We start from the raw sequence: 26037 nt of genomic DNA, 5'->3' as shown, positions 1-26037 counted from the left end.
GAGCACCTCAGTTCCGCGCCTGTTAGCTAATCCGTTTACCCATCACGTTATCCAGCATCTCAGAAATAAACTTCTGCTTCGTCATTGGTATCTGTCGGATTGCATCGATCTGCCTTTCCAGCCGAGGCACCAGTGCAATGGTTTGTATGATAAGATCGCGGGCGGCAGAAACAGCGCGGCAGCAGGCGCGACCGGTGCGGTCAGCGGAGAGCTGATGGGTCAGTTGATCATTCATTCGATGTATCCGGGTAAACAGGTCAGCGACCTGCAGGAGTCGGATAAGCAGATCATCAGTGCACTGAGTACCCTGGCTGCAGGTCTGGCAGGCGGCGTGACCGGCGCGGCAGCGCCAGTGGGCTGGCCGGCGCTCAGGCAGGGAAGAATGCGGTTGAGAATAACTCGCTGAGCGGCTGGGAAAATCTGCCGAAAGGCATGATGGATTATGGCCAGGCGATGGCGTCCTGGAATCAGTATGCGGTGGACAATAATCTGACGCCGGAGCAAAACCAGGCGGGGCTGGAGAAGATGGCGAAGGGGGATTTACCGGAAGGTGCCAATATTACTAAAGCTATTGTTGAAGGTTACCAGGATGGTGTGCTGGTAGCGGGCGCGTGGTATCTGGGACCTGCGGCATCAGTCGGTAAAGTTATTGGTGGTGGGGTGTTAGCGTGGAGTGCGAACGGCGGCTATCAAAACAACGATTTGAATAAGCCCGGTAATGAGAATAAATCATGGGATTATTTAGGAAGTGCTACATCATTTACGACAGGAATGTTAGCTCCGGGACGTGGTATATGAGCTAATACCGAAATAGCTATAGGAGGTGCTGTATTTACCGATGGACCTGATGTAGCCGCTCTTACAGGTGCAGGTGCGGGAGCATTATTTGGTGGTACATTTGGGAAATATGGTCCGTTCTCTGGTGAAATCAATGATATTTTTGGCTCTGTCGGTGGTGAGTTTATTAGCAATGAAGTGAAAGATGTCGGGAAGAAAAAATGATAGTAAATAAAATGCGGAAGCCGTCTTTAAAGATGTTTTTAATAAGTGTTATTTATTATTTTATTGCGTTTTTTATCTTTATGTTCACTGCTAAATGTTTGATAAAGATAGGGTATGAAGGGAAAATTGTCTTTATTAAAAAAGACGTCACTGACTTACTGGTAATTAGTGGAATTGTTGGTCTTGCTGCTGGTTCCAGGACGTGGCTCTTTGCTAAACTGGACGACCGTAAAGCCCGTAAATCCCCGCCATCAGATCCCAAAACCTGAATTTAGATCCCGCTCTTGCGCCGGGATCTATTTATCAGCCGTCAGACTTACCCGCAATGCCGTCCCCGCGCTTGATTACCGGCAGATCGCCGGTGTCGTTCAGCGCCCCCGGAAACCCTTCCAGCCACTGGAGCATCTTTGGCCTGTTGACATACGTCACGCTCAGCCTCTTGGCGCAGCCCCACAGCTCGCGACTGTTCTGGGTGGTGATGACTGCAGTCGGGCATCACCCGGATTTTAACCGGCATCCCGTCGGTAAATCCCGCCAGCGGTATCCACTCGCCGCGTAAAAATATTGCGTTATGCACGGTCCGGCTGTAATACCCGCAGCGGGTGGTCGGTTGCGGCGCTTCAGTTGCGCGGGGTTCTGACTTACAATCGCGTTTAGCTATAATAACTACTCCTAACTAGTTGTTGTGGTGAGCAGAGTTATTGGGTGCCAGCCCGACAGCCCTGCGCTGATAAAAATCGTCTATTCTGTAGTAAATCCCTTCTACGACGTCAGTAACTGCGTCATCTTCAAATGCTTAAGCAGGCTGTCCATCAGAACGATCAGCGCCTGCTGATCTTCATCCGATAACGAATCCATCTGCGTCACCAGCGCCTGTAAACGCGGGTTATGTATCTGCGGCGGCGTTATGGGTTCCAGTCCAACCAGCGAATCAAAGCTGGTCTGTAATACCTGCGCAATCCTGACCACGGCGTCAAGCTGGGGAACCGATGCCCCCCGTTCCCAGCGGTTGTAAACCCGGCGGTCAACCTCCAGTAACTCGGCCAGCCGGGCCTGAGTCATTCGCCATCTCCGCCCCGTGCTGCCCCCGCCGGGGGCCTCCCTGCTTAACCCTCTGGATGCGACCCCTGCCGGTTCGCGCTCCGTCCAACCCGCGCCCGCCGCACAAGCAAGTTGTGCAGCGTTCACGGGTTATTGGTAAACCCCGGTTGGGCAATGAAAGGTGGTTAATAAAAACGGTAATGGCAGGGTTGCAGGTACAAACAATCCCTAATAGCATCGATAAGTCAGGCGGCCATGACTTGAAGGTGAAATGATGAAACTTATTGATTATAAAAACAAATCAATCAAGAGGGGAACGGTCTTTAGGCTGCCTGCTGTTTGGCCATATGAAGAATGGGTTGATTTTATGGTCATAGATTTATTTGAAACTCACGGCTTAGTTGTATCTTCTGGTCACAAAGCTGGATTGATTTTAATATCTTTACCAATAGAAAGCGCATCAATCGAAGGTAGAGCATTAAGTACAGAATGGGTTATTACCAATTGGACTAAATGGATATATCCAGAATGTAATATTGAAGATGTTTATATCCTTGGTGAATATGTAGCAACTCCAATTAAATAAACAAAAATCCCGCCTTAACAGGCGGGATTTTTGGGCCTGTCACTCAGCCAGCGCCCGTATTATCAGCTGCCCGTGCTCCACGGCGACCGTCACCGGCTCACCGGTCATAAACCCCACCTCTTCGAGCCAGTCAAGCTTCAGGTTAAGGCTGGGGCAGCGGCTGTAACGGATGGTTCTGCCGGTACGGCGGCACTCATGGCGGATACTGGTATATCCGACCTTAAGCTGCCGTAACGCTTTGGAAATGCTAACTTCTGGCTTAGTCTCGTGCTCTGCCATGATTAACTACCTCATATAGTTGGTAGTGGTTAGCGGGCTGGGGTGTTGGCGCACCTAAGCTCCGCTCCGCGCCGGATATCTACTCTGTTTAACCAATCACATCGTCCAGCACTCAGCCACAAATTACTGCTTCGTCATTGGCAGTTGCCGGATCGCATCGATCTGCCTTTCCAGCCGTGGCACCAGTGCAATGGTTCGTGTGATAAGATCGCGAGCAGCAGGAAACAGCGCAGTAGCAGGCGCGACGGGTGCGGTCAGCGGAGAGCTGATGGGTCAGTTGATCATGCATTCGTTGTATCCGGGTAAACAGGTCAGTGACCTGCAGGAGTCGGATAAGCAGATCATCAGTGCACTGAGTACCTTGGCTGCGGGTCTGGCAGGCGGCGTGACCGGCGGCGGCAGCGCCAGTGCGCTGGCCGGCGCTCAGGCAGGGAAGAATGCGGTTGAGAATAATGCGCTGCACGCTGAGGACGATAAAAAACGGCAGGAGGCGAAATGGTCACTGCCGTATCTGACCGGTGAAAAGAAACAGCAGACAGAGAAACTCATCAGTGACCTGAACGCGAAGAGTGAAGCGTTTGATGCGAATCTGGACGCGGCCTGTAAGAATCTCTCATCGGCTCAGTGTCAGGGGATGCGTCAGGAGCTGGCGGCGATGGGCCGCAGCTATGATGAAAAGCTCGACGGCCAGTACGTCGGCACGATGGGCAGCGTTTATAAGGAAGGTAAAGGCCAGGTTGACGCCCTGCTGTGGCAGTACGCTACCGCTGATGTCAAAGCCGAACGTGATGCTAACGTTAACCGTATCGCTGAAAACTGGAGTGTGAGTAAGGAAACTGCTGCTAATCTGTATGACGGCATGGCGGTGGTGCATACGACGGCGGCGATTGGTGGGGCGGTGTATGGGATGAAAGGCATTAAAGAGCCGGCGGCGATTAAACCGGCAGGGAACGCTTCCTCATTTGATGCTAACGAAATCTGTTTTTCTCAAAATACCGTTTCTAATAATAAAACAGATCGAGGTACAGGTGTGAAATACACTTATGAGGATCTTGTTTCAGGCATGAAATAAGATGGCTGGAAAGGTGAGCCAGTAGATGTTATTAAAATGCCTGATGGAAAATGACCAGTATGGATAATACAAGAATCAGTGCTGCCAGAGAAGCAGGTATAAAGGTTGAAGCGAATGTTAGAAGTTATGATGAAAAATTAACGCCTTCCGAAATCGAGCGCTTTTCAGACAGGAAACGTGGTTTTGTGCCTCAGACTTGGGGAGAGGCGATAACAGGAAGAATAAATAAACAATCCGGCGGATTTAGTAATAGTAATCCTTATGGTTCAAATGAGCCTCCCAGAATTACAGGACGAGGAAAATAACAGATGGGTGTTTATTTATATACACAGAGTGAGCTTTCGGAAGGTTTTAAGTATCCTATTGCTTACACTGAAATAATGAATATGGATGTCATTCCTGATCTAGAACCCTGGTCATTTATTTGCGAATTTCAGGAGTCATCTTCCTTTTGGATGCGAGAAATAAAGGAAAAATATCCTGATAGGAAACTGGTGCCGTTTGCTAAAGTAAATTATTCCGACGATATAGCGTGTTTTGATGGCGGGGACGTATCTGGAAATCCGAAGGTATACTATGTTCATGCCTTTGCTTCCGCAGGCTGGGAGGGCAGAGGATACACAGATGATTTTGATGAATGGCTAAAAATGACACGTCTTGAGTCTGCCCGTTATAAAGCTGAGCGGGCAGAAGACGAAGAATAGCAGGCTATTCCTGGATAAACTGATAAGGAACAGAACTGGTTAACCAAACACCATTCTCAGCCTGAAAAAATTTAAAGCCCTGCTCATACATAGTCAGGGCTTTTATTTTTAGCACTAGCGGTTTTCCATGACGTTGCCCTACTTGTATTGCCGTAACTTCATCGGTGGAAAGGTGTACATACTGACGTGACATAGGTAGCAGACCTTGCTCCCGAATTTCAGATATAAACCGGGTGGCTGTTCCATGATATAAAATATCAGGGGGTGTCTTCTCTTGATAGGCTATATCGACTTGTTGCGTTGAATGCCCTTGGGCCGCCCGAATATGTAATCCATCGTCTGAAAGAATAAATCGTTTTTTATCACTACTGGTAATGACCGCCTGAATAATATCAGGATCAAGTATATAACCTTCCTGTTTTGCACACAGGATCAAATCAGTTATAACTGCCCATCCATCTTTATCCAGGGACAGGCCAACTGCCTCTGGCTGGTGACGCAATATATAGCTTAAAAATTTACTTATATCAGTGTATTTTTTACTCATATTAACAATCTCAAAGAAGTCCCAGCCCTTTCGGCTGGGATTTTACTTATTTGCCAGTCAGTAACCGCCCTGTCTTTGCGGCTTACTGATGACCTCAATCAAATCCGTGACCTGGCACTGCTTACGGGCGGAGAGCTTACAGACCTTCTTCAGGGCCTGCATCAGTGCCGGCTCTGGCTCCTGGGTGGTGAGTACCAGACAGCCGGGCATCACCCGCACCTTCAGCGCCGCCCCGGTCTCAAATCCCGCATCGTTCAGCCAGCCGCCCTTCAGGGTGATAGCCGTTGCCTTGTTACGGGTCTTCCAGTCGCGGATATACCCCACGGTATAGCGACGGTTTTTTAGCTTCGTCGCTTCAGTTGTAACAACTTCTGGCTTAGTATCATGTTCAGCCATAATTAACTCCCAATCAGTTAGTTGTGGTCAGCGGTGCCGGGGTGCTGTAACACTTCGGTGCCGCGCTACTCATCAGCGGTTAGCTGATAATCTGTTTTAATCTGTCCTGCTTAATCGCCATATCCATAACGCGGCAGATAACTTCCTGGTCGTTCGGCTTCAGTGAATCAGCCTGTTTACAAAGCTCTTTTAACCGCTTGTTTTTAATGTCAAAAGCAGGCTGTTTCTGTCCCTGTTCACCAAATACAAGGCGGTCTATAGAGACCTCAAGAACCTGAGCCAGTTTAATCACGTAGTCAAACTGTGGTTTGACCTTCCCCTGTTCCCAGCGGCCAACCATGCGGGGCTGAACTTCCAGCAGGCTGCCAAGTTCAAGCTGTGTAAGCTGGCGTTGCTTACGAATGTTGGAGAGATTTTTACCAAAGTCAGTCATGGATAAACGAAGCCAGTTAAGTTGTTTATGCCACATACTAATCCCTTCCTGAAAAAATCATCTTGAATGCATCATAATGTCCTGTATGGAATAGGTTAATAAAGACCTTGACGTGTTTTTGACAGGAGTTGTGACATGCCCCGCCTCCCGCAGAGAGAACTGGACGAGTTAAAGCGCAACGTGTCGTTAGCGACGCTGGCTGGATCACAGGGGCATAGGCTCCGTAAGCAGGGGCGTGACCTGCGCGGTGATGCTCACCGGGGCGGTAGCGTGTTCAGGCGAAAAAAGTGCGTCGGGGCAAAAAGTTGCTGCCCCGAAAGTGCAGCAGGAAAAACAGCTGTAACCGACTGTCTGCACAGGAAAAAAGGTTGTTCGCCGTCAGGCTTCGCGTCGGATAACGTTGTTGTGGAAAATAATGCGCTGAGTGATGGATTCCAGTTACCGAAGGGATCACAGACTACGGGATGGCGGTGAGATCATGGGGGCAGTACGTACAGGATAATAATATCTCTCAGGAACAGAATCAGGCTGGGCTGGATAAACTGGCAAAAGGTGATTTACCGGAAGGTGCCAATATCCCGAAAGTAATCGTTGAAGCTTATAAAGATGGCGTCCTGGCTGCCGGGGCGGCTTATCTCGGATCTGCTGCAACTTTAGGTAAGGTGGCAGTGAGCGCTGTTATTGCCGGTATCGCGAATGGTAGTTATCAGTTGCTTTATATGAGCAGTCCAGGCAATGAAGGTAAGACTTATGATTACTGGAGTACTGCGACAGCCGCTGCTACTGGTGCTATGGCTCCGGGACGGGGAATTTGGGCGAATACGGGAATTGCGGCCGGTAGTGCTGTGTTTACGGACGGGCCAGATGCTGGGGCTGTTGGTGGAGCCGTTGCAGGTGCGGTGGCCGGAGGATACTTTGGTGAATATGCGCCCAGTTTACTTAAACCTGCTTTAGGGACTTCGTCTGGTTTTTGAGCGGAAGTAGGTGGTGCTAATACATCAGAAATTTTGGGGAACGCAACTAAAGATGCAATTATTAGGGTGGGGGAATAATAAATGAATAAAAAACCTACATTTTATCTTCTTATTTTAAGCATGTTATATGGGGTTGTCTGTTTTTTCTGCTTAGGAATTGTTTTACGGCTAATCGTTAATTATTTATATATAGGTAATTTTAAAATTGGTTTAGATGCAATATATAAAACTATAGTCATCAGTGGAATAGCTGGAGTAGCCGCTGGTTTTGGCTCATGGATCTTTGCCAGGATAGATGAACATAAAACCCGAAAATCACCGCCTTCCGACCCCAGACCCTGAATAAGAATCACGGCCACCGAGCCGGGATTTTTCAGTTTGATGAATTAGGTTTAAAAAACATAGAGGTGAAAATTACCCATGAATAGCTATGCTCGACTGGTAAAGATAATAGCTGACATGGCTATTTTTCTGGAGTTCTCTGATGAAGAGTCTTTGGATCCTGATATTGCCGTGGGAATGATGGAAAGTATTGCGGCTGAACTACAACTTATAAGCCTTGATGATAAAAAGAAAGTAGCAAATACTTTTTATCTGGTATCAAAAGTATATCAAGGAGATCGTGCAGTCTATATTAAACAACTTCCTGAATCACTTGGCTTGATATAATTGTATGGTAATCATTCCCGCCCATAGTTGGCGGGATTTTTTTTGCCTTGAATCCCTCCAACAGCAGGCAAGATGTGTTTTTAGAGCACCGCCATAATCGGCACGCCAAAAGCGATCCTGTCAGGGCGCAGCCCCGACACCCGAAAAAATGCCATACAAATACGCGGGCAACACTGTTTGTGAGCGTCAAAAATATCACCGCAAATCATCCGCCCTGGCGTAGTCATCACCTCGATCTTCTGTCCGGTCGAAATCTCAATCCGATCAACTAGTGGCCTTATAGAGTAATGATGGATGAAGGTTTGTGCTCCAGGCGATCGCGGATATTTACAGATGCGTGCTCAGCTAAGATGTATAAACAGCTTACTCAGGAGCTACACCAATCCAGTTGTTCGGGATAAATTCTGTTCCTGGTTCGGGTGCTATTGAAACCTTTCCAGCAGCCCTGTCGGCACTGGATTACCAGGCTGCAGCAATCGAAATTATTTCGGCTTCAGTTAACGCCGCCGCTTCGTCACTCAAAGCACCGTTCCTCACGCTGCGGTTACCAGCCCGAAATCCCTGACGTGCCGATCCACCCCGCAAATTTCTGCTCTCTGCCTGGTAAAGGCGCGCCTGCCTGACTACACCTTAAGCATCCTTGTTATCACTGTCCTTTCCGCTGTTTAAGCGGTTTTCAGCCTGCGCGACGGCATCCTGCGGCGCCGGCACCTTTAGCGGTCAGACATGACCTCTGGCCTGATTCGGAGTGAATGATGAAGAGTCGCAACCTGGCGCGATCGGCGGTCGCGTTTGCCACAGTGAGTTGCCTGTGTGTGCCGTTTAACGCTCTGGCGTGGGATAACCTGACGGTTTTCGGCGATAGCCTGAGCGACGGCGGTAATGTCGGGCGTTTTACTTATGATGGCGCGCAACATCCACTGTATGACGAGATCCTTGCTGCACAGTTCGGGCAAACGCTGCAGCCGTCGTCGCGCGGTGGCAGCAACTATGCACAGGGCGGCGGCGTTACCGTGCCGGCGCTGGATGCCAGCCTCAATACGCAAGACCAGCTGGCTACTTATCTGCAATCCACCGGCGGCCGCGCGGATAGCAACGGACTGTACATTCACTGGGTGGGCGCTAACGATATCGCGGCGGCGGTGACCAATCCGCTCACCGCGCGCGAGACTATCAGCAACAGCGCCAGCGCGGCGGTGTCGCAAATCAAAACGCTGTTGGATGCCGGCGCGGGGGCGGTAATCGTGCCAAACGTGCCGCAGCTTGGCTCCACGCCTTTCATGATGCAGGCGGTGCTGAGTGTGCTGGGCCCGGCGGCGCAGTCGGCGATGGTCGCGGCGTTTGCCTCGCTGGACAGCCATGCCACGCCCGACGTGGCTGCGCGCCAGCAGGCGGTGCGCGACGCATTCGATCAGGCCGCCGCACAGGTATCGACCATCCCGGCGCTGCGTGCCGCGCTGGCGCAGCAGCTGTTTTCGGCCTGGCAGTTGCTCAGCGAGCAGGCGACGGCCCTCTCCGATGGCTATAACCAGCAGGAAGAGGCCGGGCTGGTGGCGCTGAATGGCAACATTGTGCGTGCCGACATCGCCGGCCTGTTCAACGAGGTAATTGCCGATCCGCAACGCTATGGCCTGAGCAATACGCTGGGGATGACCTGTCCGGTCGGCACCTCCGCCGCCGAATGCACCTCGTCAACGCCCGGTTTCAGCAACGCGCAGGCCTATCTGTTTGCCGACCGGCTGCATCCCAGCCCGGCGGTACATGCCATGATCGCCGACTATATTCAATCGATCCTTGACGCACCCGCGCAGGTGGCGGCACTGGCACTGGCACCGCTAATGCTGTCGCGGGATATGCAGAACACCCTCGACGGCCATTTACAGCAGCAGCGTCAGCAACCGGCCAGCGCCGGTCAGGTCAGCGTGTTCGGCGGCTATGCCGGTCAGCATATTGATTATCGCGGCGACAGCTTGCTTAACGGCGACGCTGATACCGGCAGCCTGACGCTGGGATTGGGCTATCAGTTCACGGATAACTGGCAGGCAGGTCTGCTGTTGTCGAGCACCGCGCAGCACCAGCATCCTTCGGCGCACTATGATTACAAGCTGCGCGGCAATTTGCTGGCGCTGTATAGCCAGCTGACGCTGCTGGAGCAGGGCTGGATCAATGCGGATGTGCACTATGCCGATCTCGATTTTGACAGCATCGAACGTCGCATCAATATCGGCCCGGCAACGCGCACCGAACAGGGCAGTAGCAGCGGAAAAATGCTCGGGCTACGGGTGCAAACCGGCTGGGATCTGCCGATAGGCGAACACCTTTCCACCGGCCCGGTCGCCAGCTACGCACTGGATTATGTGCGGGCAGGGGGCTACAGCGAAAACGGCGACAGCAGCACCGCCATGCGCTTTTCCGATCAAACCCTGCATTCGCAAATCGGCGCGCTTGGCTGGCGTATCGACAGCAAACTGTGGCCGGTGAATCCGTGGGCGCAGCTCAGTTATAACCACCAGTTTGGCGATACGCAGAACGCGGTGCGCGCCGGGCTGAAGTCAACGCAGACCGGGTTTGTACGCAGCGTCAGCGCCGGTGATAAAAACTGGCTGGATATGTCGCTGGGGGCCAGCGTGCCGCTGGGTGAAACGGTCAACGCCTTTGCCGGGGTTTCAGCGATCGGCGGCAACAGCGCCTATCACCAGCTGAGCTGGAATATTGGCCTGAACGCGACATTTTGACGGCAACGCGCCAGTCGAAAATTTTCATCGGCGCGTTATCTCGCGTAAAAAATTAAACTGATGATCGCGGGAAATATTTTGATAATTCAAGCCATTCTTCTTCGTAAGTCAAATTAATCAGAACGTTCGTACCGGCGATTACCACAATTATTCTGCGATAAATCTGTAAAACGTATTTTTGTCGCTTCGCTTTCCTTCCGGAATCATATCGTTATTCTCTCTCGCCACATCACGCCGCTGAAAAGCTCCCGTATAAACTGGCACAGGTCAATATATTAATTTTCAATCACTTATACTGCTGATGCTCTGTCGTATTACGTTAATAATTTATGGGGAACACCATGGCGAATACATCTGGCACCACCAGCACTACCACACCATCTGCCACCGGGACGGTGATTCAATTACATACCATTGACGATTTACGTAAACAGGAACCTGTTTCGATTGGCGAAATTGCGTCGGTGCTGGAATACAGCCGTGGCAGCCGGATGGGCGGCGGCGTGTTTGTTTACGATGCCACCGACAACAGTACGCCCGATGACGGCGGGCTGAATTTCGTGACGCCAGGCAAAAAGCGCTGGAAAAGAGTGGTCCTTGATTATAGCGCGGTAACGGTGGTGGATTTTGGCGCGATAGCTGATGGCACCACCGATTGTATTGATGCGGTGATCCGCATGTTTAAATGGTCGCAGCGTGTATTACCCTCCGCGGGCATTCGCTTTACTGCCGGTGAGTTCAGCCTGTCCGGCTTTGATTTAGCGGAAGTGCTGGGCAGCGACAGAGAGATTAACCGCTTTAAAATTTCCGGCGCGCCGGTCAACTTCGGTTATTTCCCCACCACCACGCTGAAATTTAACTGGGGACCGAAACCGCGCAAAACTCATTTCTTTAGCGTGCGCGCACGCTATGTGGAGATCTCCGGCTTTGTGGTGAAAGGCATGAGTTCTGACAGCGGCGAAGACGGCGGCACGGCGTTTAATAATGTCGGCTTCTTTACCAACAGTATTATCGGTGGCCAGTTTCTGCGCGTCAGCAGTATGGAGTTTCGCTACCTAGGCGGGCGGGCGCTGGAACTGATTGATACGCTGGACTGTAAAATCGATCAGTTTTATTCACGTGGCTGTCAGGGCAGTATTGTTTATGCGCGCTGGTCCGATCGGGAAAAAGGCGCCTGGGATCACTCTACCGCGATTGAACTCTCCAACTTTAATTTGCAGCGCAGCACCAGACAGCCGGTGTTCGATCTGCCGCGCTGTACGCAATCGTTTATTCGTAATGGCTGGATCGAGCACTCCGAATTTGCCGGCGATCTCACCAATGGCCAGTGGACCATTGAAGGGCTGGTGATTGAATCGACGCAAAATCCGATGAAAATGGGCTATTGCCGCGCGATGATTATCCAGAAAAGCGTGCACCGCGATAGCGCGGGCTTTGATTTCAGCAAAGAGGGTATTGAGCCATGGACGCTGCTGGCCGAGGGCGATCGTGGCGTGATGGAGATTTCCGATCTCGGCGCGATCATTCAGGGATCGCTGAGTTATGACTTCACCACCTCGCAGCATCACATGGATAACCGTGGCAAAGACGCAAAATGGTTTTACGTCGGCGAATTTAATTTTTCCGACGCTACCTCACAAATTCATGTGCGCATTCTCGGCAGCGCGCAGTATGTTTCCCAGTCGGAAACGCAAACCGATTACAGCTACCGGACACCGGAGGGCGTGGCGCATATTTATCTGCAGGCGCGCAACGACGATAACACCATTGGCAGCTGGTACAGCGAAGGCTCCTCACCCGTAATTAAGGTGCATATTGAGGGCAAAGGCGCGCACACCAAACTGTACGTTAAAATTGCGGCCTATACCGGCTTCTCGATTGCGCTGGTGGAAACCAACGGGCGCGATCGCTATCAGTCCGGTCAGTGTTTTATTTTCCGCAAAAGTTTTACCGCCTGCAGTGCGGAAGAAGCCACGGCGCTGGACAACCAGCCGGTCGTCGCCTTTGAACAGCACTGGGTGGGCAATAAAGATGTCGGCTTTGGCTACAACAATAATAAGGAACTGCTGCTGCGTGGGCCGTTTTTTGAACGGCAGGAGCAGGATGCCGCGGGGAAGTGGATCACCCGCCGTTTCCTGAAAGTCCGCGTAAACGGCGTGCCGCGCAGTATTGAATTACTTGATCCGGATAACCCGCGCTAACGCTTCAGGCCAGCAGTATTCCTCTGCTGGCCTGAATAATTCATTTCCCCCAGCGCTGACGTAAATAATCGACTGCCTGCTGCGTCTGCGGCTGATTAAGGTAATCTTCGCGAAACAGAATGGTGCCGTCGATGTGCGGCAGCGATTCATTCAGATCGAGCTGTTTTTTCAGCTCGGGAACGCCGCCCTGAACCGTCCAGTCCGGCTCACTTTTTGAAGCTTCACCCACCTTATACAGCGCCACGCCGATGTAAAGCCGGGTGTGCGTTGGCTGTACCACATTGGCCCACCAGCGCGCCAGGACGTCATAGCGCGCGGCCTGACGGGCAAACGGCCAGTAGAGCTGCGGCGCGATGTAATCCAGCAGCCCAAGCTGCACCCAGCGGCGCGTGTCGGCATAGGCTTCATCATAAGCCGCCGCACCGCGCGTATCCGAGCCAGCCGCATCGTGCGACAGATTACGCCATACGCCCGCCGGGCTGACGCCGAACTCAACGCCCGGCTTGAGCTGTTTAATCGTGTGGGAAACCTGTTCGATCAGCAGCTGGGTATTGTGCCGCCGCCAGTCGGCTTTGCTGGCAAAGCCCGCGCCGTACTGGCGGAAGGTGGCGCTGTCATTGAGCGGCGATGCCGCGGTTTCGGTGTAGAAATAGTCATCGAACTGAACGCCATCAATGGCGTAGTTGGACACCACTTCCGCCACGATGCTGGTGATCCAGTCGCGCGCCGCCGGAATGCCCGGATCGAGCACGAAGCGGTCGCTGGCGGTGCGGATCCAGTCGCGATGCAGCACAAACACGCTGGCCGGCTGCAGCTGGAGCGTGTTGTTTAACGCCGTCACGGTGGCAGGTTTGGTATTGGTCGACACGCGATAAGGATTAAACCACGCATGCACCTTCATACCGCGTTTGTGCGCCTCGTCGAGGATAAATTGCAGCGGATCGTAACCCGGATCCTGCCCGATATTGCCGGTCAGGGTATCGGACCATGGCAGGATACGCGAACGCCACAGCGCGGTGCCATCGGGCTTCACCTGGAAAAACACCGTGTTGATCCCCAGGCTGTGCAGCTTATCCAGTTTTGCCGTCAGTGCCTGCTGCTGCTGGCGGATACGCAGTGCCGGGCTGGCTGTGACGGAGGATATCGGCGGCCAGTCGAGGCGCGACACCGTAGTGAGCCAGACGCCGCGCACTGGTTCAGTCTGCGCTGCGGGTTTAGCCGGAACAGGAGGTTTAGTCGGCGACGGAAACGGGGTGACCAGCGATTTTGGCGGCTCCGAGGCGCAGCTGGCCAGCAACAGCACGGCAGACAGCAGACGGGCGACGCGTTTAATGTGGGTAACAGAGAGGTAACGCGCTGAACAGGCTATGATAAACTCCGTTTCTTGTAGTCCGTTATTCGCAGGCGTTCATTCTCTGATCCTCAGACATAATGTCAAGACATTGGCTGAGATGAATGCTGCCGCGGAGATGTCACGCGTCCCGCATCTTACAGGAGTTCTCACTATGCAATACGAAGACCTTTATCGCCGCATTGGCCAGATCATTTTCAGCTGTGGTCCCGACGGCGCGCAGGTGCTGGTAGTGCAGGCGGAGCTGTTTGCCGATGAGGAGGGCGGGCAGTTTCAGTTTAACTACCTTGATGAAAACGGCGAACCGGACTGGTTCGAGCCGGATGCGCGCGCGATTGGCGATCTCAGTGCCGCGCTGAAAGACTTTCAGCAATACTTTATCGAACATGAGATGACTGAAGGGCAGCCGGTGTGGACGCACTGCACCGTGACGATTAACGTGGCGGATGAGTCGATCAGTATTGATGTGCAGTAACGGCGGGCTTCCGTGCCCGTTAAGGCGAGCGTTACGAACGCAGCGCTACCATCTCCTCGCTGTTTTTACGCGCCGCGCGCTTGCGGTGCACAATCTGGCTGGCGACCAGCACCAGCAGCGTTAACAGCCCGGTGGCGATAATTTCGGAACGATGCTGCGCATTGAACAGCATTGACGTCAGTACGCCGACAATGAACACCATGGTGGCCCACGTCAGACCCGGGAACAGCCACATGCGATAGCTGAGCTGCTCGCCGCGCGCCTCGCGTTTTTTCCGCAGCACCAGATGCGAAGCGGCAATGACCAGATAAACCAGCAGCGCGATCGCACCGGAACTGGCCAGCAGGAACTCAAACACCGCGCTTGGCGCCAGATAGTTGGCGATCACCGCCAGAAATGCTGCGGCGGTAGACATCAGTACTGCGACCCACGGCGTGCCGCTGCGCGTGGTGCGCGAGGCCGCCGCTGGCGCATCCTGACGACGCGACAGGGAATAGAGCATGCGCGACGCGGTATAAAGCGCAGAATTAAGACAGCTGCATACCGCGATCAGCACCACCACATCGACAATCTGCCGGGCATACGGCACGTTCATCATCTCCATCGCCGTCTGGTAAGACCCGGCTTTCATCAGCGACGGCGTGTTCCAGGGCACCAGCGCCACCACCAGAAAGATCGACAGCAGATAAAACAGCGCAATACGCCAGATCACCGAGTTGGTGGCGTGGGTAATTTGCTTGCGCGGTTCGTTAGATTCGGCGGCGGCAATAGTGACGATTTCCGTGCCCATGAAAGAGAACATGGTGGTGAGAATGGCGGCGAGCACGGCACTGATACCGTTAGGCATAAAGCCGTTAGTGTCGTACAGATGTGAAATACCCTGCGTGCTGCTGCCGGGCAGCAGGCCAAACAGCGCCAGGCTGCCGGCACAAAGAAAGGCGACGATAGCCACCACTTTCAGCAGCGCGAACCAGAACTCAAACTCACCGTAGTTTTTCACGCTGAACAGGTTGCTGATGGTCAGGAAGCTGGTGATCGCCAGCGTGTATTCCCACACCGCCACCTGCGGGAACCAGCCGTGCAGAATGGTGCCGGCGGCGTTGGCCTCCAGCGGGATCACCAGTACCCAGAACCACCAGTAAAGCCAGCCGATGGTAAAGCCGGCCCAGCGGCCAAGAGACTTGTCGGCGTAAGTGGAGAAGGAACCGGAGTCCGGTGAGGCGACCGCCATCTCCGCCAGCATGCGCATAATAAGCACCACCAGCGCGCCGGCGGCGATATAGGCCAGAAGCACCGCCGGTCCGGCTTCGGCAATCGCATGGCCGGAACCGACAAACAGCCCGGCGCCAATCACTCCGGCAATCGACAGCATGCGCACGTGGCGGGGTTTCAGGCTTTGAGCCAGTACATCGGCATTCTGAGCAGTCATCAATATCTCTCCAGATCGTCTCTCAGGCAGGGCAGACCCCGCCTGTTATGCAGGTGAAACTTGCCTGCACGCGGCAGGCAAGCGATCGGACAATGGGTGGAACGCTAAGGCTGGCTGAGCAGGCTGTCGAGAATATCCAGCGCCTGACGGAACTGGGCATCCGGAATGGTGAGCGGATAGAGGAAGCGGATCACGTTACCCTGCGGGCCACAGGTCAGCAGCAGCAGACCGCGTGCCATCGCCTGTTGCTGCAGCGCCTGCGCCTGCTGCGCACTGGCAAACTCCACCGCTACCATTGAGCCCAGCGCACGCACGTCGGTAATCGACGCGTTAGCGCGGCGCGCGCGGTGCAGCAGTTCACTCAGCGTCGCGCCCAGTTCGCTGGCGCGCTGGCACAGCTGTTCTTCCTCGATGACATCCAGCACCGCATGCGCGGCGGCAATCGACAGCGGATTGCCGGCGTAAGTACCGCCCAGCCCACCCGGACCGGGCGCATCCATGATGTCAGCACGACCGCTCAGCGCCGACAGCGGCATACCGCCCGCCAGGCTTTTCGCCATGGTGATGAGATCGGGCTGCACGCTGTAGTGCTCCATGGCAAACAGCTTGCCGGTGCGGGCAAATCCGCTCTGTACCTCATCGGCAATCAGCAGGATGCCGTGCTCATCGGCCAGCGCGCGCAGCTGCGTAAGAAACTCTGCCGGCGCGATGTGGAAACCGCCTTCGCCCTGCACCGGTTCCAGTACGATAGCGGCCACATCCTGCGGCGCGATGTCGTGGCTGAACAGGTCGTGCAGGCTGGCGATAGCGTCCTCAACGCTGATGCCGGTCACCGCGTTAGGGTAGCGGGCGTGAAACACCGAGGCCGGCATCGGGCCAAAATCGCGCTTGTAAGGGGCCACTTTGCCGGTCATCGCCATGGTCATGAAGGTGCGGCCGTGAAAGGCGTTACCGAAGGTGATGATGCCGTGACGACGGGTGGCGGCGCGCGCCACTTTAACCGCATTCTCTACCGCTTCAGCGCCGGTGGTGAAAAAAGCGGTTTTGGCTTTACCGGCAATTGGCACCCGCTGATTGATGCGTTCCGCCAGCGCCACATAGCTCTCATACGGCGTGACCTGGAACGCGGTATGGGTGAATTTTGCTAACTGATCGGCAATGGCCTGCACGATGCGCGGATGACGGTGGCCGGTGTTGAGCACCGCGATGCCGCCAGCGAAATCAATCCAGCTATTGCCCTCAACATCACGCAGCGTGGCGTTTTCGGCCTGATCGACATACCACTGACAAAGATTACCGGTGCCGCGCGGCAGCGCGTCATCTTTGCGTTGTTGCAACTGGCTGTTTTTACCTTCCATAACCTTTCCTTAGCGATAAGCGTCTTTACAAATCACGACAAACACGCTTATTTATGCCTGCACTGAGCGCGGTTGCCAGAGCCAATTTCACTGAGAAGGATGGAGCCAATTGCGGAGTTTGTACGCCGATCATGTATTGGAACGACTACAGTTTGTCGCGGAAGGCACGCTGCAGCAGCGCCTGCTGCACTGCATGCAGGCGGCGATTGTAGAGGGCATTTTCCCGCGCGGCTCACGCCTGCCGGCGACGCGTGATTTAGCGCGCGAGCTGGCGGTGTCGCGTAATACGGTGCTCAACGTCTATGAGAATCTGGTCGCGCAGGGATATGTCAGCGCGCGCACCGGCAGCGGCACCTGGATTGCAGAAAACCTGCCGGAAGGGTGCCTGAACAGCGCGCCGGCGCTGCCGCTTAGTGAACCCCTGATGAGTAAACCGGCGGCGATCTCTAAACGCGGCGCCACGCTGCTCGGTCACGCCAATGCCTCGCCTTATCAGTGGGGCGCGTTTGTGCCCGGCGCGCCGGATGTGCGTGAGTTTCCGCATAAGTTATTTAGCCAGATTCAGTCGCGGCTGAATCGCGAACCTGACATTGAGCGGCTGATTTACAGCAGCAACGGCGGCTGCCCGCAGCTGCGCCAGGCGCTGGCTGAATATCTCAGCGTAGCGCGCTCGGTGCGTGCCGACGCCGATCAAATCATCATTACTGAAGGCATTCATCAGGCGGTGGATCTGGTGACGCGCGTGTTGTGCGACGCGGGCGATCCGGTGTGGATCGAGGAGCCAGGCTACTGGGGCACACGCAACCTGTTACGCATTAACGGACTAAAAATTCAGGCCAAAGCGGTGGATGAACAGGGCATTATCCCGGAGCTGGCACCGCGCAGCAAAGCACCGAAGATGATTTTTGTGACACCGTCACACCAGTATCCGCTGGGTGTGCATCTCAGTCTGGAGCGGCGCAGACAGCTGCTCGACCTGGCGCGCAAACACAAAAGCTGGCTGGTGGAAGATGACTATGACAGCGAATTTCGCTTTGCCGGCCAGCCATTTCCGTCGCTGCAGGGCTTTGAGCCAGATGCGCCAGTGATCTACATGGGCACCTTCAGTAAAACGCTCTATCCCGCACTGCGTCTCGGCTATCTGGTGGTGCCGAAAGCGCTGGCGCAGCCGCTGCGCGTGGCGGCGGCCGAACTCTATCGCGGCGGCCATCTGCTGGTGCAGCGCGCGCTGGCGGAATTCATCCAGAAAGGCCACTACATGACGCACATCCGCCGCATGCGCAAACTCTACAGTCAGCGCCGGCGCTTTATGATGACGCTGATTGAACGCTACCTGGGCGCGGCATTCATGCCGGTGGTCAATCATGAAGCCGGGCTGCATCTGGTGCTGAATCTGCCCCCGGGCTGTGATGATGTGGCGATTGCCGCGCTGGCGCTGCGACGCGGCGTGAAGGTGCGGCCGCTGTCGCAATACTATATGCATCCGCAGGAGCGACGCGGTCTGCTGCTCGGTTACGCCTGCGTGGATGAGCGCCAGTGTCAGGATGCGTTTGGTGTGCTCAAAGCCTGCCTGGTGGAAGCGGGCATCGCCGGGCGGGGATAGCCCCGGCGTGTGCCTTACGCCCGGCCAATGCTGTCCAGTTGCGCAACCACCTCCGGGCTCAGCGTCAGCGCCGCGCTGGCCAGATTTTGCTGCAGATGCTGCGGCGAGGAGGTGCCGGGAATCAGCAGAATATTATCTGAGCGCTGCAACAGCCAGGCGAGCGCCACCTGCAGCGTACTGGCGTTGAGCGTGCTGGCCACCGCGCTGAGCTGTTCCGACTGCAGTGGCGAAAAACCGCCGAGCGGAAAGAACGGCACGTAGGGAATGCCCTGTGCGGCCAGCTGGTCGATCAGCGCCTCATCCTGACGATTGGCGAGGTTATACAGATTCTGTACGCAGGCAATCGGCGTCATCTGCTGTGCCTGCGCCACCTGACTGGCAGTCACGTTGCTCAGGCCAATGTGCCGAATCAGGCCACGTTGTTGCAACTTAATCATCGCCTCGATTTGCGGCTCCAGCGATCCTTCTGCTGGCCCATGAACGCTCAGCATCGAGCGTAAATTGACTACCTCCAGCACGTCGAGCCCCAGATTACGCAGGTTATCTTCAACCGCCTGCGTCAGTTCCTCCGGCGTGCTGGCGGGCAGCCAGCCGCCTTTGGCATCACGTCGGGCACCCACTTTGGTCACCAGCACCAGATCGTCGGGGTAAGGATAGAGCGCTTTTTTGATCAGCTGATTGGTGATGTGCGGCCCGTAAAAATCACTGGTGTCGATGTGATTCACACCGGCAGCCACGGCATCGCGCAGCACCTGTAGCGCGCGGGCTTCATCTTTTGGCGGGCCAAATACGCCGGGACCGGCCAGCTGCATGGCACCGTAGCCGAGACGGGCAACCTGACGGTCGCCCAGCGTATAAGTAGTTGTAGCCTGTGACATGTAAACCTCCTTTATCGGATAGTGTTTAAATTGTAATCACAACGGTGCTGTGCGACTATCCGTGTAAATCAGGACAGACTGTACGGAGTGACGCACAATGGCGCTGGATATGGCATTGCTGCATGCGGTAGTGGCGGTGGCAAAAGCCGGTGGATTTCGCGAGGCGGCGCGCATGAGCGGCAGCAATCCGTCGCGTTTGAGTGATGCGGTGCGGCGCGCCGAACAGCAACTGGGCGTTCGGCTGTTCAATCGCACCACGCGAACGGTGGTGCTGACCGAAGCGGGCCGGGCGCTGATGTCACGGCTGCTGCCCGCCATGAACGAAGTGGATGCGGCGCTGGATGCTCTGAACACGTTCCGTGACACGCCGGGCGGCACGCTACGGCTGAACGTGCCGGTCAGCGCGGCGCGGCTGGTATTACCGGCGATTGTGCCGGGATTTTTGCAGCGCTATCCCGACATCCGGCTGGAGATCGTGGCGGAAAGTAATGTGCAGGACATTTTTCGCGACAGCTGCGATGCCGGTATCCGTTACGACGATCATCTGGAACAGGATATGGTGGCGCTGCCGATTGGTCCGCGCGTGCAGCGCTTTGCCGCGGCCGCGGCGCCGGCCTATCTGGCGGCTCACGGTACGCCGCAGCATCCGTGCGACCTGATGCAGCATCGCTGTCTGTATGGTCGTTATGCCACCGGGGTGACGGCCGAATGGGAGTTCAGCCGCGGCGCGGAACGCATCACGCTACAGCCGCAGGGGCCGCTGATTTGCAGCATCGGTGCGGCGATGGAGCTGACGGTGTCGACAGCCATCGCCGGTGCCGGCGTGGTCTACCTGTTTGAGGACTGGCTGAAGCCGGCGCTGGCCAACGGCAGTCTGCAACCGATTCTTGCCGACTGGTGGCTCAGCTTTCCCGGCCTGTGGCTGTATTACAACGATCGTCGGCTGATCCCGGCACCGCTGCAGGCGTTTCTCAGCTGGATACGCGAACTCAATGCGACGCCGGGTTGACCAGCAGCCCGGAAACCAGCAGCCGAAAGGCCTGCACCGCACGGGGCAGCGCCGCGACCGGCTCATCGGCAGCGGCAATCCACAGCGCGGCATTGAGCGCGGCGCCGTTGACCAGTTGCGCCGCCGCTTCGGTATCGACCGGTTTCACCGTACCTTCCTCAATCAGTTCCGCCAGCATGGCGGCGGTGGTGCGCAGACAGGCGGTCTGATTAGGCCAGCGCGACGGATCGCCCAGCACCGCCGGGCCATCCAGCAGCATGATGCGCTGGACTTCTGGCTCCAGCGACATCTCGATATAGGTAATGGCTTCCGCCAGAAACGCGTGCCAGCGAGTGTGATACTGCTGCCCGGCTGCGCGCATCTGCTCAAGAATCTCACCGTCAATCTGGTCAATAACCGCCTGCAATAACCCTTTCTTGTCGCCGAAATTATGATACAGCGCACCGCGCGTCAGCCCGGCGGCTGCCGTGAGGTCATCCATTGACGCTTCGCTGTAACCTTTCTGCGCAAACGCGCGTCGTGCAGCGGCAATCAGTTTGCCGCGCGTCTCTTCCACCTGGTCTGCCCGTCGTCTGGCTGCCATCGCTGTTCCTTAAATTTTGCATTGACATACGCCGCGTATGTAAAACATAGTAATACATACGCGGCGTATGTTAAAGCGAAAGCGGGCATAGCTAACCCGCTTTCTTCTCTCATCTTCAGGAGTACGATTATGAACAAACGCGATGCTGTTTTTCCAGCGGGCCGTTAGGCGTTGTACAACATTAATAAATACTCTGCGGCGATTCGCTCCGGCGACCTGCTGTTTGTTTCCGGCCAGGTAGGCAGCCGGGATGATGGCACCGCCGAGCCGGATTTCACGCGTCAGGTTAATCAGGCATTTACCAATCTCGCGGCGGTGCTGAAGGCCGCCGGTTGCAGTTTCGATGACGTGGTTGATGTCACTACGTTTCATACCGATCCGGAAGCGCAGTTCGCCACGGTGAACGAAGTCCGGCTGCGCTTCTTCGGCGATGAGCCTTATCCCAACTGGACGGCGGTGGGCGTCAACTGGCTGGCGGGTTATGATTTTGAAATCAAGGTAATTGCACGCATTCCGCAGTGAGCCAGCGTGCGGCGATCTGTTTTTAAGCTATAAAAAAAGCCGCTAACCGTTGCCGGTTAGCGGCTTATTTACTTCACGCCTAATCAGGCGCTCAGCAATTGATCAGCAGTTTTTTCTACCAGCGCCAGCAGCAGCTTGATGTCTTCCAGCGTGACGGTCGGGTTCAGCAGCGTCAGCTTCAGGCAGGTCACGCCTGCATGCTCGGTCACACCGACGTTAGCGCGGCCAGACTCCAGCAGCGCATCGCCGATACGCTGGTTGAACAGGGCGATCTGCGCGCTGTCGCTCAGCTGGGCTGGACGATAGCGGAACAGCACGCTGGCCAGCTGTGGCTGCATTACCAGTTCCAGACGCGGCTCAGATTCAACGAACTGCGCGACGTCCTGTGCCAGGCTTACGCCGTGGTCGATAATCGCGGCGTACTGTTTCTGACCCAGCGCTTCCAGACCCATCCACAGTTTCAGCGCATCGAAACGACGCGTGGTCTGCAGTGATTTGGACACCAGGTTCGGCACACCGGCTTCTTCATCGAACTCGGAGTTCAGGTAAGCTGCCTGATAACGCATCAGCTCATAGTGACGCGCGTCTTTCAGCAGGAACGCGCCGCAGCTGATGGTCTGGAAGTATTGTTTGTGGAAGTCGAGGGTGACGGAATCCACCAGCTCCAGACCATCCAGGTAATGACGATACTTTTCAGACAGCAGCAGCGCACCGCCCCAGGCCGCATCCACGTGCACCCAGATGTTGTGCTCAGCGGCGATGGCTGCGATTTCACGCAGCGGATCGATGGCGCCGGCATCGGTGGTGCCTGCCGTCGCGACGATCGCCAGGATTTGTTCGCCGTTGGCTTCAGCCTGAGCCAGTTTGGCTTTCAGGTCATTCACGTCCATACGGGCGAACTGATCCGATTTCACCTGCACCACAGACTGATAGCCGTGGCCCAGCAGCGCCATGTTCTTCTGCACGGAGAAGTGGGCGTTTTCTGAGCACAGCACTTTAATCTTGCGCAGATCGCCAGTGATGCCGTGCTGCTGCACGGAATGGCCCTGACGCGCATAGAAAGCGTCACGTGCCAGCATCAGGCCCATCAGGTTGCTCTGCGTACCGCCGCTGGTGAACACGCCCGCATCACCGGCCGGATAGCCAACCTGCGCACGCAGCCACTCAATCAGTTTGATTTCAATAATGGTGGCAGAAGGGCTCTGATCCCACGAATCCATGCTCTGGTTAGTGGCGTTGATCAGCACTTCAGCCGCCTGGCTTACCACCAGGCTCGGACAGTGCAGATGCGCAACGCACTGCGGATGGTGCACCGCCAGACTGTCTTTGAGGAAATATTCAATCGCACGTTCAATCGCGGCCTGGTTGCCCAGGCCGTTTGGATTGAAGTCGAGCGTGATACGCTCGCGCAGTTCGGCAACCGTTTTGCCCTGGTACATCTCAGGCTGTTGCAGCCACTGCACAACCGCGGCGCTGCTCTGGGCAATCGCCTGCTGGTACGCCTCAATGCTCGGGGCCGAGGCGGCCAGAATCGGGTTTACTTCAGACATTTACTCTTCCAGTCAAACAGGTTTGACGCCAGCGCCCAGTAGCGCCTGCTCAAATTTATCCAGGAACACGGCCAGCTCTTCGTTGCTGATCAGCAGTGATGGCAGCAGGCGCAGTACCGCACCATGACGACCGCCACGCTCCAGAATCAAACCGGCTTCGAAGCATTTTTTCTGCAGCAGTGCAGAGAGTTCGCCGTCGGCCGGGAAGCTGCCCATGTGGTCAGCTGGCTCGTGTGGCTTAACGATTTCGATACCGATCATCATCCCGAGGCCGCGTACGTGACCAATAACCGGGAAGCGTTTCGCCATCGCGTTCAGCTGGGCTTTCAGCCATTCACCCTGTTCTGCCACTTTGCCGGCGATGTTCTGCTCGGTCAGGATCTTCAGCGTCGCCAGACCGGTTGCCATCGCCAGCTGGTTGCCGCGGAAGGTACCGGTGTGGTGGCCAGGTGACCAGGCGTCAAACTGCTTTTTGATACCCAGCACGGCCAGAGGCAGACCGCCGCCCACCGCTTTAGACATCACGATGATGTCTGGCTCAATGCCCGCGTGTTCGAAGGCAAAGAACTTACCGGTACGGGCAAAGCCAGCCTGGACTTCGTCAAGGATCAGCAGAATGCCGTGTTCCTGCGTCACTTTGCGGATGCGCTGCAGCCACTCAGCCGGCGCCGGGTTCACGCCGCCTTCACCCTGTACCGCTTCGAGGATCACGGCCGCAGGCTTACGCACGCCGCTTTCAACGTCGTTGATCAGGTTTTCGAAGTAGTAGGTCAGGGCTTTCACGCCAGCTTCGCCGCCGAGGCCCAGCGGGCAACGGTACAGGTGCGGGTAAGGCATGAACTGCACTTCTGGCATCATGCCGTCAACCGCTTCTTTCGGCGACAGGTTGCCGGTCACGGACAGCGCGCCGTGCGTCATCCCGTGGTAACCGCCAGAGAAGCTGATTACGCCGCTGCGGCCGGTGACTTTTTTCGCCAGCTTCAGCGCCGCTTCAACGGCATCAGCACCGGATGGACCGGTGAACTGCAGGCAGTACTCTTTACCCTGACCTGGCAGCAGCGAGAGCAGAGATTCGGAGAACTGATCTTTCAGAGGCGTCGTCAGATCAAGAGTATGTAACGGCAAGCCGCTGGTAATGACATTTTGGATGCTCTGCAGAACATCAGGATGGTTATGACCAAGTGCCAGCGTCCCTGCGCCAGCCAGACAGTCAAGATATTGTTTGTTTTCAACATCCGTAATCCACACGCCATTGGCTTTGGCAATCGCTAAAGGCAACTTGCGCGGGTAACTCCTGACGTTTGATTCAAACTCAGCCTGACGGGCTAAGAATGCGTCGTTGTTTCCGTTGAATGAGTTGGCACCAAAAGTATCAATACGGACTTTATCCGTCATCATATCTCTCCTTCAACCGGGGCTCGAACAGGCTGGCCGATTGACTAGTTGAACAAAAAAGTATCAGTGGCTCAAAAAACGCGGCCAATATAGAGCCTTTTGACGCACATCACAATGATTAATTTTGTTTAGAATTGTTTATTCTTTTCATATAGGAATCAGGACGTTGGACAGAAACTGGCCACTTATTTTAGCGCCGCGATATGAACAGGCGATTAAATAATCGTGTGAATAAAAAGACTTATGCCCGCCAGTGCCAGCCACGGACCAAAGGGCAGCACGTGATACAGCTCGCGTTGCCAGCCTAATCGGGCCAGCAGAACAAACAAAATTGCGCCTGTGCAAGCCAGTAACAGCACAAAGGGTAAAAGCGCCCAGCCGAGCCAGGCACCCAGCGCAGCCAGCAGTTTGGCGTCTCCGCCACCGAGGCCGGGGCGCTTTTTTATCAGCTGATAGAGTCCACCGATTAGCCACAGCGCGCTGTAGCCGGCTATCGCACCGAACACGGCATCATTCAGCGTACCGGGCAGCCAGTGCAGCGCTTTGAACAGCAGGCCAAGCCACAGCAGTGAAAGGGTGAGAGCGTCCGGCAACAGCAGATGCTCAATGTCGATGAGGGTTAGCGCCAGCAGAATCCAGGCGAGCAGCAGGGCGGCAGGCAGGCGGCTGTCGGGCGGCAGCAGCCAGGCCAGCGCCAGGCTGATCGCGGCGGTGAGCAGTTCCGTCAGCGGGTAGCGCAGGCTCACCGGGTGGTGGCAGTAGCGACAGCGTCCGCGTAATAGCAGCCAGCTCAGCAGCGGCAGCATATCGATCGCGCGCAGCGTGGTCTGGCAGCGTGGACAGTGCGAGCGCGGCAGCAGCAGGGTAAGGCCGGGGTGCGGGTTCATTACCTGCTGCGGCAGGCGATAAATGAGCACGTTGAGAAAGCTGCCGACGCACAGCGCCAGCAGTGTACCGATCAGCCAGTAGACGATTTCCATGAGGTTTTCTCCTGCTGTCCATGCAGCGTTGGGTTTTTCTGTCGCCATCAATGGCGACCGTGCAGTTCATGGCGCGGTTACAGTGGGGGCGATTTTTTGCCCGATTGCACAGCAGGTTGCCATAAAGGTGCCGCATAACCTGTTTGCGCGATAAATCGCGCCGCTACGGATTTGTGCGGTTTGACGGCAGGTCACCATAAATGGCGACCCTACAGGTTTCGCCGGGCGCGCATTTATGCGCACCGCGAAATCGCGCCGCTACGGA

General features: G+C 55.5%; 30 protein-coding genes and 1 pseudogene. 16 read left to right on the top strand and 15 right to left on the bottom strand.

Translation table 11 applies throughout. From position 1 onward, the window contains the following. Positions 1 to 22 precede the first annotated feature (22 nt). The gene (locus C1Y42_RS23850) at positions 23 to 235 is read right to left on the bottom strand and encodes a hypothetical protein (protein WP_170264732.1); all 213 of its coding nucleotides are present in this window, start codon (positions 233 to 235) and stop codon (positions 23 to 25) included. Here C1Y42_RS23850 and C1Y42_RS23845 point away from each other — a divergent pair. The 3 genes from C1Y42_RS23845 (at position 215) to C1Y42_RS09805 (ending at position 1271) form a co-directional block, all read left to right on the top strand. Continuing rightward, the gene (locus tag C1Y42_RS23845) at positions 215 to 406 is read left to right on the top strand and encodes a VENN motif pre-toxin domain-containing protein (RefSeq protein WP_233210701.1); all 192 of its coding nucleotides are present in this window, start codon (positions 215 to 217) and stop codon (positions 404 to 406) included. The genes C1Y42_RS23850 and C1Y42_RS23845 overlap by 21 nt on opposite strands. After that, positions 358 to 798, top strand: a complete 441-nt coding sequence (locus tag C1Y42_RS23840) for a VENN motif pre-toxin domain-containing protein (RefSeq protein ID WP_255418422.1) — start codon at positions 358 to 360, stop codon at positions 796 to 798. Before C1Y42_RS23845 ends, C1Y42_RS23840 begins: the two co-directional genes overlap by 49 nt. 200 nt (positions 799 to 998) lie before the next feature. Continuing rightward, positions 999 to 1271, top strand: a complete 273-nt coding sequence (locus C1Y42_RS09805) for a hypothetical protein (RefSeq protein ID WP_058776379.1) — start codon at positions 999 to 1001, stop codon at positions 1269 to 1271. 257 nt (positions 1272 to 1528) lie between these two features. Here the strand turns inward: C1Y42_RS09805 and C1Y42_RS24040 are convergent. Both C1Y42_RS24040 and C1Y42_RS09795 read right to left on the bottom strand, forming a co-directional pair. After that, positions 1529 to 1579, bottom strand: a pseudogene (locus C1Y42_RS24040) (hypothetical protein); the annotation flags it as partial. Between the two features lie 185 nt (positions 1580 to 1764). Next, a complete protein-coding gene (locus tag C1Y42_RS09795) occupies positions 1765 to 2064 on the bottom strand; it encodes a helix-turn-helix transcriptional regulator (RefSeq protein WP_058776378.1) in 300 nt (99 codons plus the stop codon). A gap of 253 nt (positions 2065 to 2317) precedes the next feature. On the opposite strand from C1Y42_RS09795, the gene imm45 reads away from it, so the two are divergent. After that, complete coding sequence (gene imm45, locus C1Y42_RS09790; protein ID WP_072208605.1) at positions 2318 to 2629, top strand: Imm45 family immunity protein; 312 nt, start codon at positions 2318 to 2320, stop codon at positions 2627 to 2629. Between the two features lie 39 nt (positions 2630 to 2668). On the opposite strand, the gene C1Y42_RS09785 is transcribed toward imm45, so the two are convergent. Beyond that, the gene (locus C1Y42_RS09785) at positions 2669 to 2908 is read right to left on the bottom strand and encodes a SymE family type I addiction module toxin (RefSeq protein ID WP_058776377.1); all 240 of its coding nucleotides are present in this window, start codon (positions 2906 to 2908) and stop codon (positions 2669 to 2671) included. Between the two features lie 190 nt (positions 2909 to 3098). Here C1Y42_RS09785 and C1Y42_RS09780 point away from each other — a divergent pair, with 190 nt between their 5' ends. From C1Y42_RS09780 to C1Y42_RS09775, 3 genes are read left to right on the top strand one after another with little or no spacing between them, the layout of a single operon-like run. Next, positions 3099 to 3980 carry a VENN motif pre-toxin domain-containing protein gene (locus C1Y42_RS09780; RefSeq protein ID WP_104093310.1) on the top strand — a complete coding sequence of 294 codons (882 nt, stop codon included), beginning with the start codon at positions 3099 to 3101 and terminating at the stop codon, positions 3978 to 3980. A gap of 59 nt (positions 3981 to 4039) precedes the next feature. Then, on the top strand, positions 4040 to 4285 hold the full coding sequence (locus C1Y42_RS23415) for a hypothetical protein (RefSeq protein WP_146068793.1): 246 nt from the start codon (positions 4040 to 4042) through the stop codon (positions 4283 to 4285). Between the two features lie 3 nt (positions 4286 to 4288). Continuing rightward, positions 4289 to 4684 (top strand): hypothetical protein, encoded by a 396-nt coding sequence (locus tag C1Y42_RS09775; RefSeq protein ID WP_104093309.1) that lies wholly within the window; start codon positions 4289 to 4291, stop codon positions 4682 to 4684. A gap of 4 nt (positions 4685 to 4688) precedes the next feature. Here the strand turns inward: C1Y42_RS09775 and C1Y42_RS09770 are convergent, their stop codons facing one another. The 3 genes from C1Y42_RS09770 to C1Y42_RS09760 form a co-directional block, all read right to left on the bottom strand. Further along, positions 4689 to 5231: an RNA 2'-phosphotransferase gene (locus C1Y42_RS09770; RefSeq protein WP_104093308.1), complete on the bottom strand. Its 543-nt coding sequence runs from the start codon at positions 5229 to 5231 to the stop codon at positions 4689 to 4691. 57 nt (positions 5232 to 5288) lie between these two features. Next, positions 5289 to 5627, bottom strand: coding sequence for a SymE family type I addiction module toxin (locus C1Y42_RS09765; RefSeq protein ID WP_058776373.1), 339 nt, complete (start codon positions 5625 to 5627; stop codon positions 5289 to 5291). Positions 5628 to 5706: 79 nt separating this feature from the next. Then, positions 5707 to 6096, bottom strand: a complete 390-nt coding sequence (locus tag C1Y42_RS09760; protein ID WP_104093307.1) for a helix-turn-helix domain-containing protein — start codon at positions 6094 to 6096, stop codon at positions 5707 to 5709. A 428-nt stretch (positions 6097 to 6524) separates the two neighbouring features. Between C1Y42_RS09760 and C1Y42_RS23720 the strand changes: the two genes are divergently transcribed. The 5 genes from C1Y42_RS23720 to C1Y42_RS09735 all read left to right on the top strand — a co-directional run bounded on the left by C1Y42_RS23720 (position 6525) and on the right by C1Y42_RS09735 (position 12639). Continuing rightward, positions 6525 to 7034: an adhesin gene (locus tag C1Y42_RS23720; RefSeq protein ID WP_233210698.1), complete on the top strand. Its 510-nt coding sequence runs from the start codon at positions 6525 to 6527 to the stop codon at positions 7032 to 7034. An 81-nt stretch (positions 7035 to 7115) separates the two neighbouring features. Continuing rightward, on the top strand, positions 7116 to 7376 hold the full coding sequence (locus C1Y42_RS09750; RefSeq protein WP_072208598.1) for a hypothetical protein: 261 nt from the start codon (positions 7116 to 7118) through the stop codon (positions 7374 to 7376). 78 nt (positions 7377 to 7454) lie between these two features. Further along, positions 7455 to 7703: a hypothetical protein gene (locus C1Y42_RS09745; protein WP_104093306.1), complete on the top strand. Its 249-nt coding sequence runs from the start codon at positions 7455 to 7457 to the stop codon at positions 7701 to 7703. A 752-nt stretch (positions 7704 to 8455) separates the two neighbouring features. Further along, positions 8456 to 10438, top strand: a complete 1983-nt coding sequence (locus C1Y42_RS09740; protein ID WP_370445686.1) for an autotransporter outer membrane beta-barrel domain-containing protein — start codon at positions 8456 to 8458, stop codon at positions 10436 to 10438. A 341-nt stretch (positions 10439 to 10779) separates the two neighbouring features. Further along, the gene (locus C1Y42_RS09735; RefSeq protein ID WP_104093305.1) at positions 10780 to 12639 is read left to right on the top strand and encodes a hypothetical protein; all 1860 of its coding nucleotides are present in this window, start codon (positions 10780 to 10782) and stop codon (positions 12637 to 12639) included. Between the two features lie 40 nt (positions 12640 to 12679). Here the strand turns inward: C1Y42_RS09735 and C1Y42_RS09730 are convergent, their stop codons facing one another. Beyond that, positions 12680 to 13972, bottom strand: coding sequence for a glycoside hydrolase family 10 protein (locus C1Y42_RS09730; RefSeq protein WP_058770213.1), 1293 nt, complete (start codon positions 13970 to 13972; stop codon positions 12680 to 12682). A gap of 172 nt (positions 13973 to 14144) precedes the next feature. On the opposite strand from C1Y42_RS09730, the gene C1Y42_RS09725 reads away from it, so the two are divergent. After that, the gene (locus C1Y42_RS09725) at positions 14145 to 14465 is read left to right on the top strand and encodes a hypothetical protein (protein ID WP_058759124.1); all 321 of its coding nucleotides are present in this window, start codon (positions 14145 to 14147) and stop codon (positions 14463 to 14465) included. Between the two features lie 31 nt (positions 14466 to 14496). On the opposite strand, the gene gabP is transcribed toward C1Y42_RS09725, so the two are convergent. Further along, a complete protein-coding gene (gene gabP / locus C1Y42_RS09720) occupies positions 14497 to 15894 on the bottom strand; it encodes a GABA permease (protein ID WP_104093304.1) in 1398 nt (465 codons plus the stop codon). A gap of 104 nt (positions 15895 to 15998) precedes the next feature. Further along, positions 15999 to 17252, bottom strand: a complete 1254-nt coding sequence (gene gabT / locus C1Y42_RS09715; RefSeq protein WP_104093303.1) for a 4-aminobutyrate--2-oxoglutarate transaminase — start codon at positions 17250 to 17252, stop codon at positions 15999 to 16001. Between the two features lie 109 nt (positions 17253 to 17361). Here gabT and C1Y42_RS09710 point away from each other — a divergent pair, with 109 nt between their 5' ends. Next, complete coding sequence (locus C1Y42_RS09710) at positions 17362 to 18855, top strand: PLP-dependent aminotransferase family protein (protein WP_193751880.1); 1494 nt, start codon at positions 17362 to 17364, stop codon at positions 18853 to 18855. 14 nt (positions 18856 to 18869) lie between these two features. Here the strand turns inward: C1Y42_RS09710 and C1Y42_RS09705 are convergent, their stop codons facing one another. Further along, the gene (locus C1Y42_RS09705; protein ID WP_058759127.1) at positions 18870 to 19733 is read right to left on the bottom strand and encodes an aldo/keto reductase family oxidoreductase; all 864 of its coding nucleotides are present in this window, start codon (positions 19731 to 19733) and stop codon (positions 18870 to 18872) included. A gap of 97 nt (positions 19734 to 19830) precedes the next feature. Here C1Y42_RS09705 and C1Y42_RS09700 point away from each other — a divergent pair, with 97 nt between their 5' ends. Further along, the gene (locus C1Y42_RS09700; protein ID WP_104093302.1) at positions 19831 to 20742 is read left to right on the top strand and encodes a LysR substrate-binding domain-containing protein; all 912 of its coding nucleotides are present in this window, start codon (positions 19831 to 19833) and stop codon (positions 20740 to 20742) included. On the opposite strand, the gene C1Y42_RS09695 is transcribed toward C1Y42_RS09700, so the two are convergent. Next, positions 20723 to 21325, bottom strand: a complete 603-nt coding sequence (locus C1Y42_RS09695) for a TetR/AcrR family transcriptional regulator (RefSeq protein ID WP_021509093.1) — start codon at positions 21323 to 21325, stop codon at positions 20723 to 20725. The genes C1Y42_RS09700 and C1Y42_RS09695 overlap by 20 nt on opposite strands. A gap of 171 nt (positions 21326 to 21496) precedes the next feature. Here C1Y42_RS09695 and C1Y42_RS09690 point away from each other — a divergent pair, with 171 nt between their 5' ends. Further along, entirely contained in the window at positions 21497 to 21847 is a 351-nt protein-coding gene (locus C1Y42_RS09690) for a RidA family protein (protein WP_233210697.1), read from the top strand. Between the two features lie 83 nt (positions 21848 to 21930). On the opposite strand, the gene C1Y42_RS09685 is transcribed toward C1Y42_RS09690, so the two are convergent. The 3 genes from C1Y42_RS09685 to C1Y42_RS09675 form a co-directional block, all read right to left on the bottom strand. Then, positions 21931 to 23397: an aspartate aminotransferase family protein gene (locus C1Y42_RS09685; RefSeq protein WP_058770207.1), complete on the bottom strand. Its 1467-nt coding sequence runs from the start codon at positions 23395 to 23397 to the stop codon at positions 21931 to 21933. 12 nt (positions 23398 to 23409) lie between these two features. Further along, complete coding sequence (locus C1Y42_RS09680; RefSeq protein ID WP_021509096.1) at positions 23410 to 24792, bottom strand: diaminobutyrate--2-oxoglutarate transaminase; 1383 nt, start codon at positions 24790 to 24792, stop codon at positions 23410 to 23412. A 215-nt stretch (positions 24793 to 25007) separates the two neighbouring features. Beyond that, positions 25008 to 25772 (bottom strand): A24 family peptidase, encoded by a 765-nt coding sequence (locus C1Y42_RS09675; protein ID WP_104093301.1) that lies wholly within the window; start codon positions 25770 to 25772, stop codon positions 25008 to 25010. Positions 25773 to 26037: the final 265 nt, after the last annotated feature.

The organism is Pantoea sp. ICBG 985 (assembly GCF_002928365.1).
Classification (GTDB): domain Bacteria; phylum Pseudomonadota; class Gammaproteobacteria; order Enterobacterales; family Enterobacteriaceae; genus Pantoea; species Pantoea dispersa.
This window is presented reverse-complemented; position numbering and strand designations above follow the sequence as displayed.

Excerpts from the sequence above, each read along its gene's own strand:
- C1Y42_RS23845 (WP_233210701.1), top strand. The coding sequence starts at position 215 with ATGGGTCAGTTGATCATTCATTCGATGTATCCGGGTAAACAGGTCAGC.
- C1Y42_RS23850 (WP_170264732.1), bottom strand. The coding sequence starts at position 235 with ATGAATGATCAACTGACCCATCAGCTCTCCGCTGACCGCACCGGTCGC.
- C1Y42_RS09805 (WP_058776379.1), top strand. The coding sequence starts at position 999 with ATGATAGTAAATAAAATGCGGAAGCCGTCTTTAAAGATGTTTTTAATA.
- C1Y42_RS09795 (WP_058776378.1), bottom strand. The coding sequence starts at position 2,064 with ATGACTCAGGCCCGGCTGGCCGAGTTACTGGAGGTTGACCGCCGGGTT.
- imm45 (WP_072208605.1), top strand. The coding sequence starts at position 2,318 with ATGAAACTTATTGATTATAAAAACAAATCAATCAAGAGGGGAACGGTC.
- C1Y42_RS09785 (WP_058776377.1), bottom strand. The coding sequence starts at position 2,908 with ATGGCAGAGCACGAGACTAAGCCAGAAGTTAGCATTTCCAAAGCGTTA.
- C1Y42_RS09780 (WP_104093310.1), top strand. The coding sequence starts at position 3,099 with ATGGTTCGTGTGATAAGATCGCGAGCAGCAGGAAACAGCGCAGTAGCA.
- C1Y42_RS23415 (WP_146068793.1), top strand. The coding sequence starts at position 4,040 with ATGGATAATACAAGAATCAGTGCTGCCAGAGAAGCAGGTATAAAGGTT.
- C1Y42_RS09775 (WP_104093309.1), top strand. The coding sequence starts at position 4,289 with ATGGGTGTTTATTTATATACACAGAGTGAGCTTTCGGAAGGTTTTAAG.
- C1Y42_RS09770 (WP_104093308.1), bottom strand. The coding sequence starts at position 5,231 with ATGAGTAAAAAATACACTGATATAAGTAAATTTTTAAGCTATATATTG.
- C1Y42_RS09765 (WP_058776373.1), bottom strand. The coding sequence starts at position 5,627 with ATGGCTGAACATGATACTAAGCCAGAAGTTGTTACAACTGAAGCGACG.
- C1Y42_RS09760 (WP_104093307.1), bottom strand. The coding sequence starts at position 6,096 with ATGTGGCATAAACAACTTAACTGGCTTCGTTTATCCATGACTGACTTT.
- C1Y42_RS23720 (WP_233210698.1), top strand. The coding sequence starts at position 6,525 with ATGGCGGTGAGATCATGGGGGCAGTACGTACAGGATAATAATATCTCT.
- C1Y42_RS09750 (WP_072208598.1), top strand. The coding sequence starts at position 7,116 with ATGAATAAAAAACCTACATTTTATCTTCTTATTTTAAGCATGTTATAT.
- C1Y42_RS09745 (WP_104093306.1), top strand. The coding sequence starts at position 7,455 with ATGAATAGCTATGCTCGACTGGTAAAGATAATAGCTGACATGGCTATT.
- C1Y42_RS09740 (WP_370445686.1), top strand. The coding sequence starts at position 8,456 with ATGATGAAGAGTCGCAACCTGGCGCGATCGGCGGTCGCGTTTGCCACA.
- C1Y42_RS09735 (WP_104093305.1), top strand. The coding sequence starts at position 10,780 with ATGGCGAATACATCTGGCACCACCAGCACTACCACACCATCTGCCACC.
- C1Y42_RS09725 (WP_058759124.1), top strand. The coding sequence starts at position 14,145 with ATGCAATACGAAGACCTTTATCGCCGCATTGGCCAGATCATTTTCAGC.
- gabP (WP_104093304.1), bottom strand. The coding sequence starts at position 15,894 with ATGACTGCTCAGAATGCCGATGTACTGGCTCAAAGCCTGAAACCCCGC.
- gabT (WP_104093303.1), bottom strand. The coding sequence starts at position 17,252 with ATGGAAGGTAAAAACAGCCAGTTGCAACAACGCAAAGATGACGCGCTG.
- C1Y42_RS09705 (WP_058759127.1), bottom strand. The coding sequence starts at position 19,733 with ATGTCACAGGCTACAACTACTTATACGCTGGGCGACCGTCAGGTTGCC.
- C1Y42_RS09700 (WP_104093302.1), top strand. The coding sequence starts at position 19,831 with ATGGCGCTGGATATGGCATTGCTGCATGCGGTAGTGGCGGTGGCAAAA.
- C1Y42_RS09695 (WP_021509093.1), bottom strand. The coding sequence starts at position 21,325 with ATGGCAGCCAGACGACGGGCAGACCAGGTGGAAGAGACGCGCGGCAAA.
- C1Y42_RS09685 (WP_058770207.1), bottom strand. The coding sequence starts at position 23,397 with ATGTCTGAAGTAAACCCGATTCTGGCCGCCTCGGCCCCGAGCATTGAG.
- C1Y42_RS09680 (WP_021509096.1), bottom strand. The coding sequence starts at position 24,792 with ATGACGGATAAAGTCCGTATTGATACTTTTGGTGCCAACTCATTCAAC.
- C1Y42_RS09675 (WP_104093301.1), bottom strand. The coding sequence starts at position 25,772 with ATGGAAATCGTCTACTGGCTGATCGGTACACTGCTGGCGCTGTGCGTC.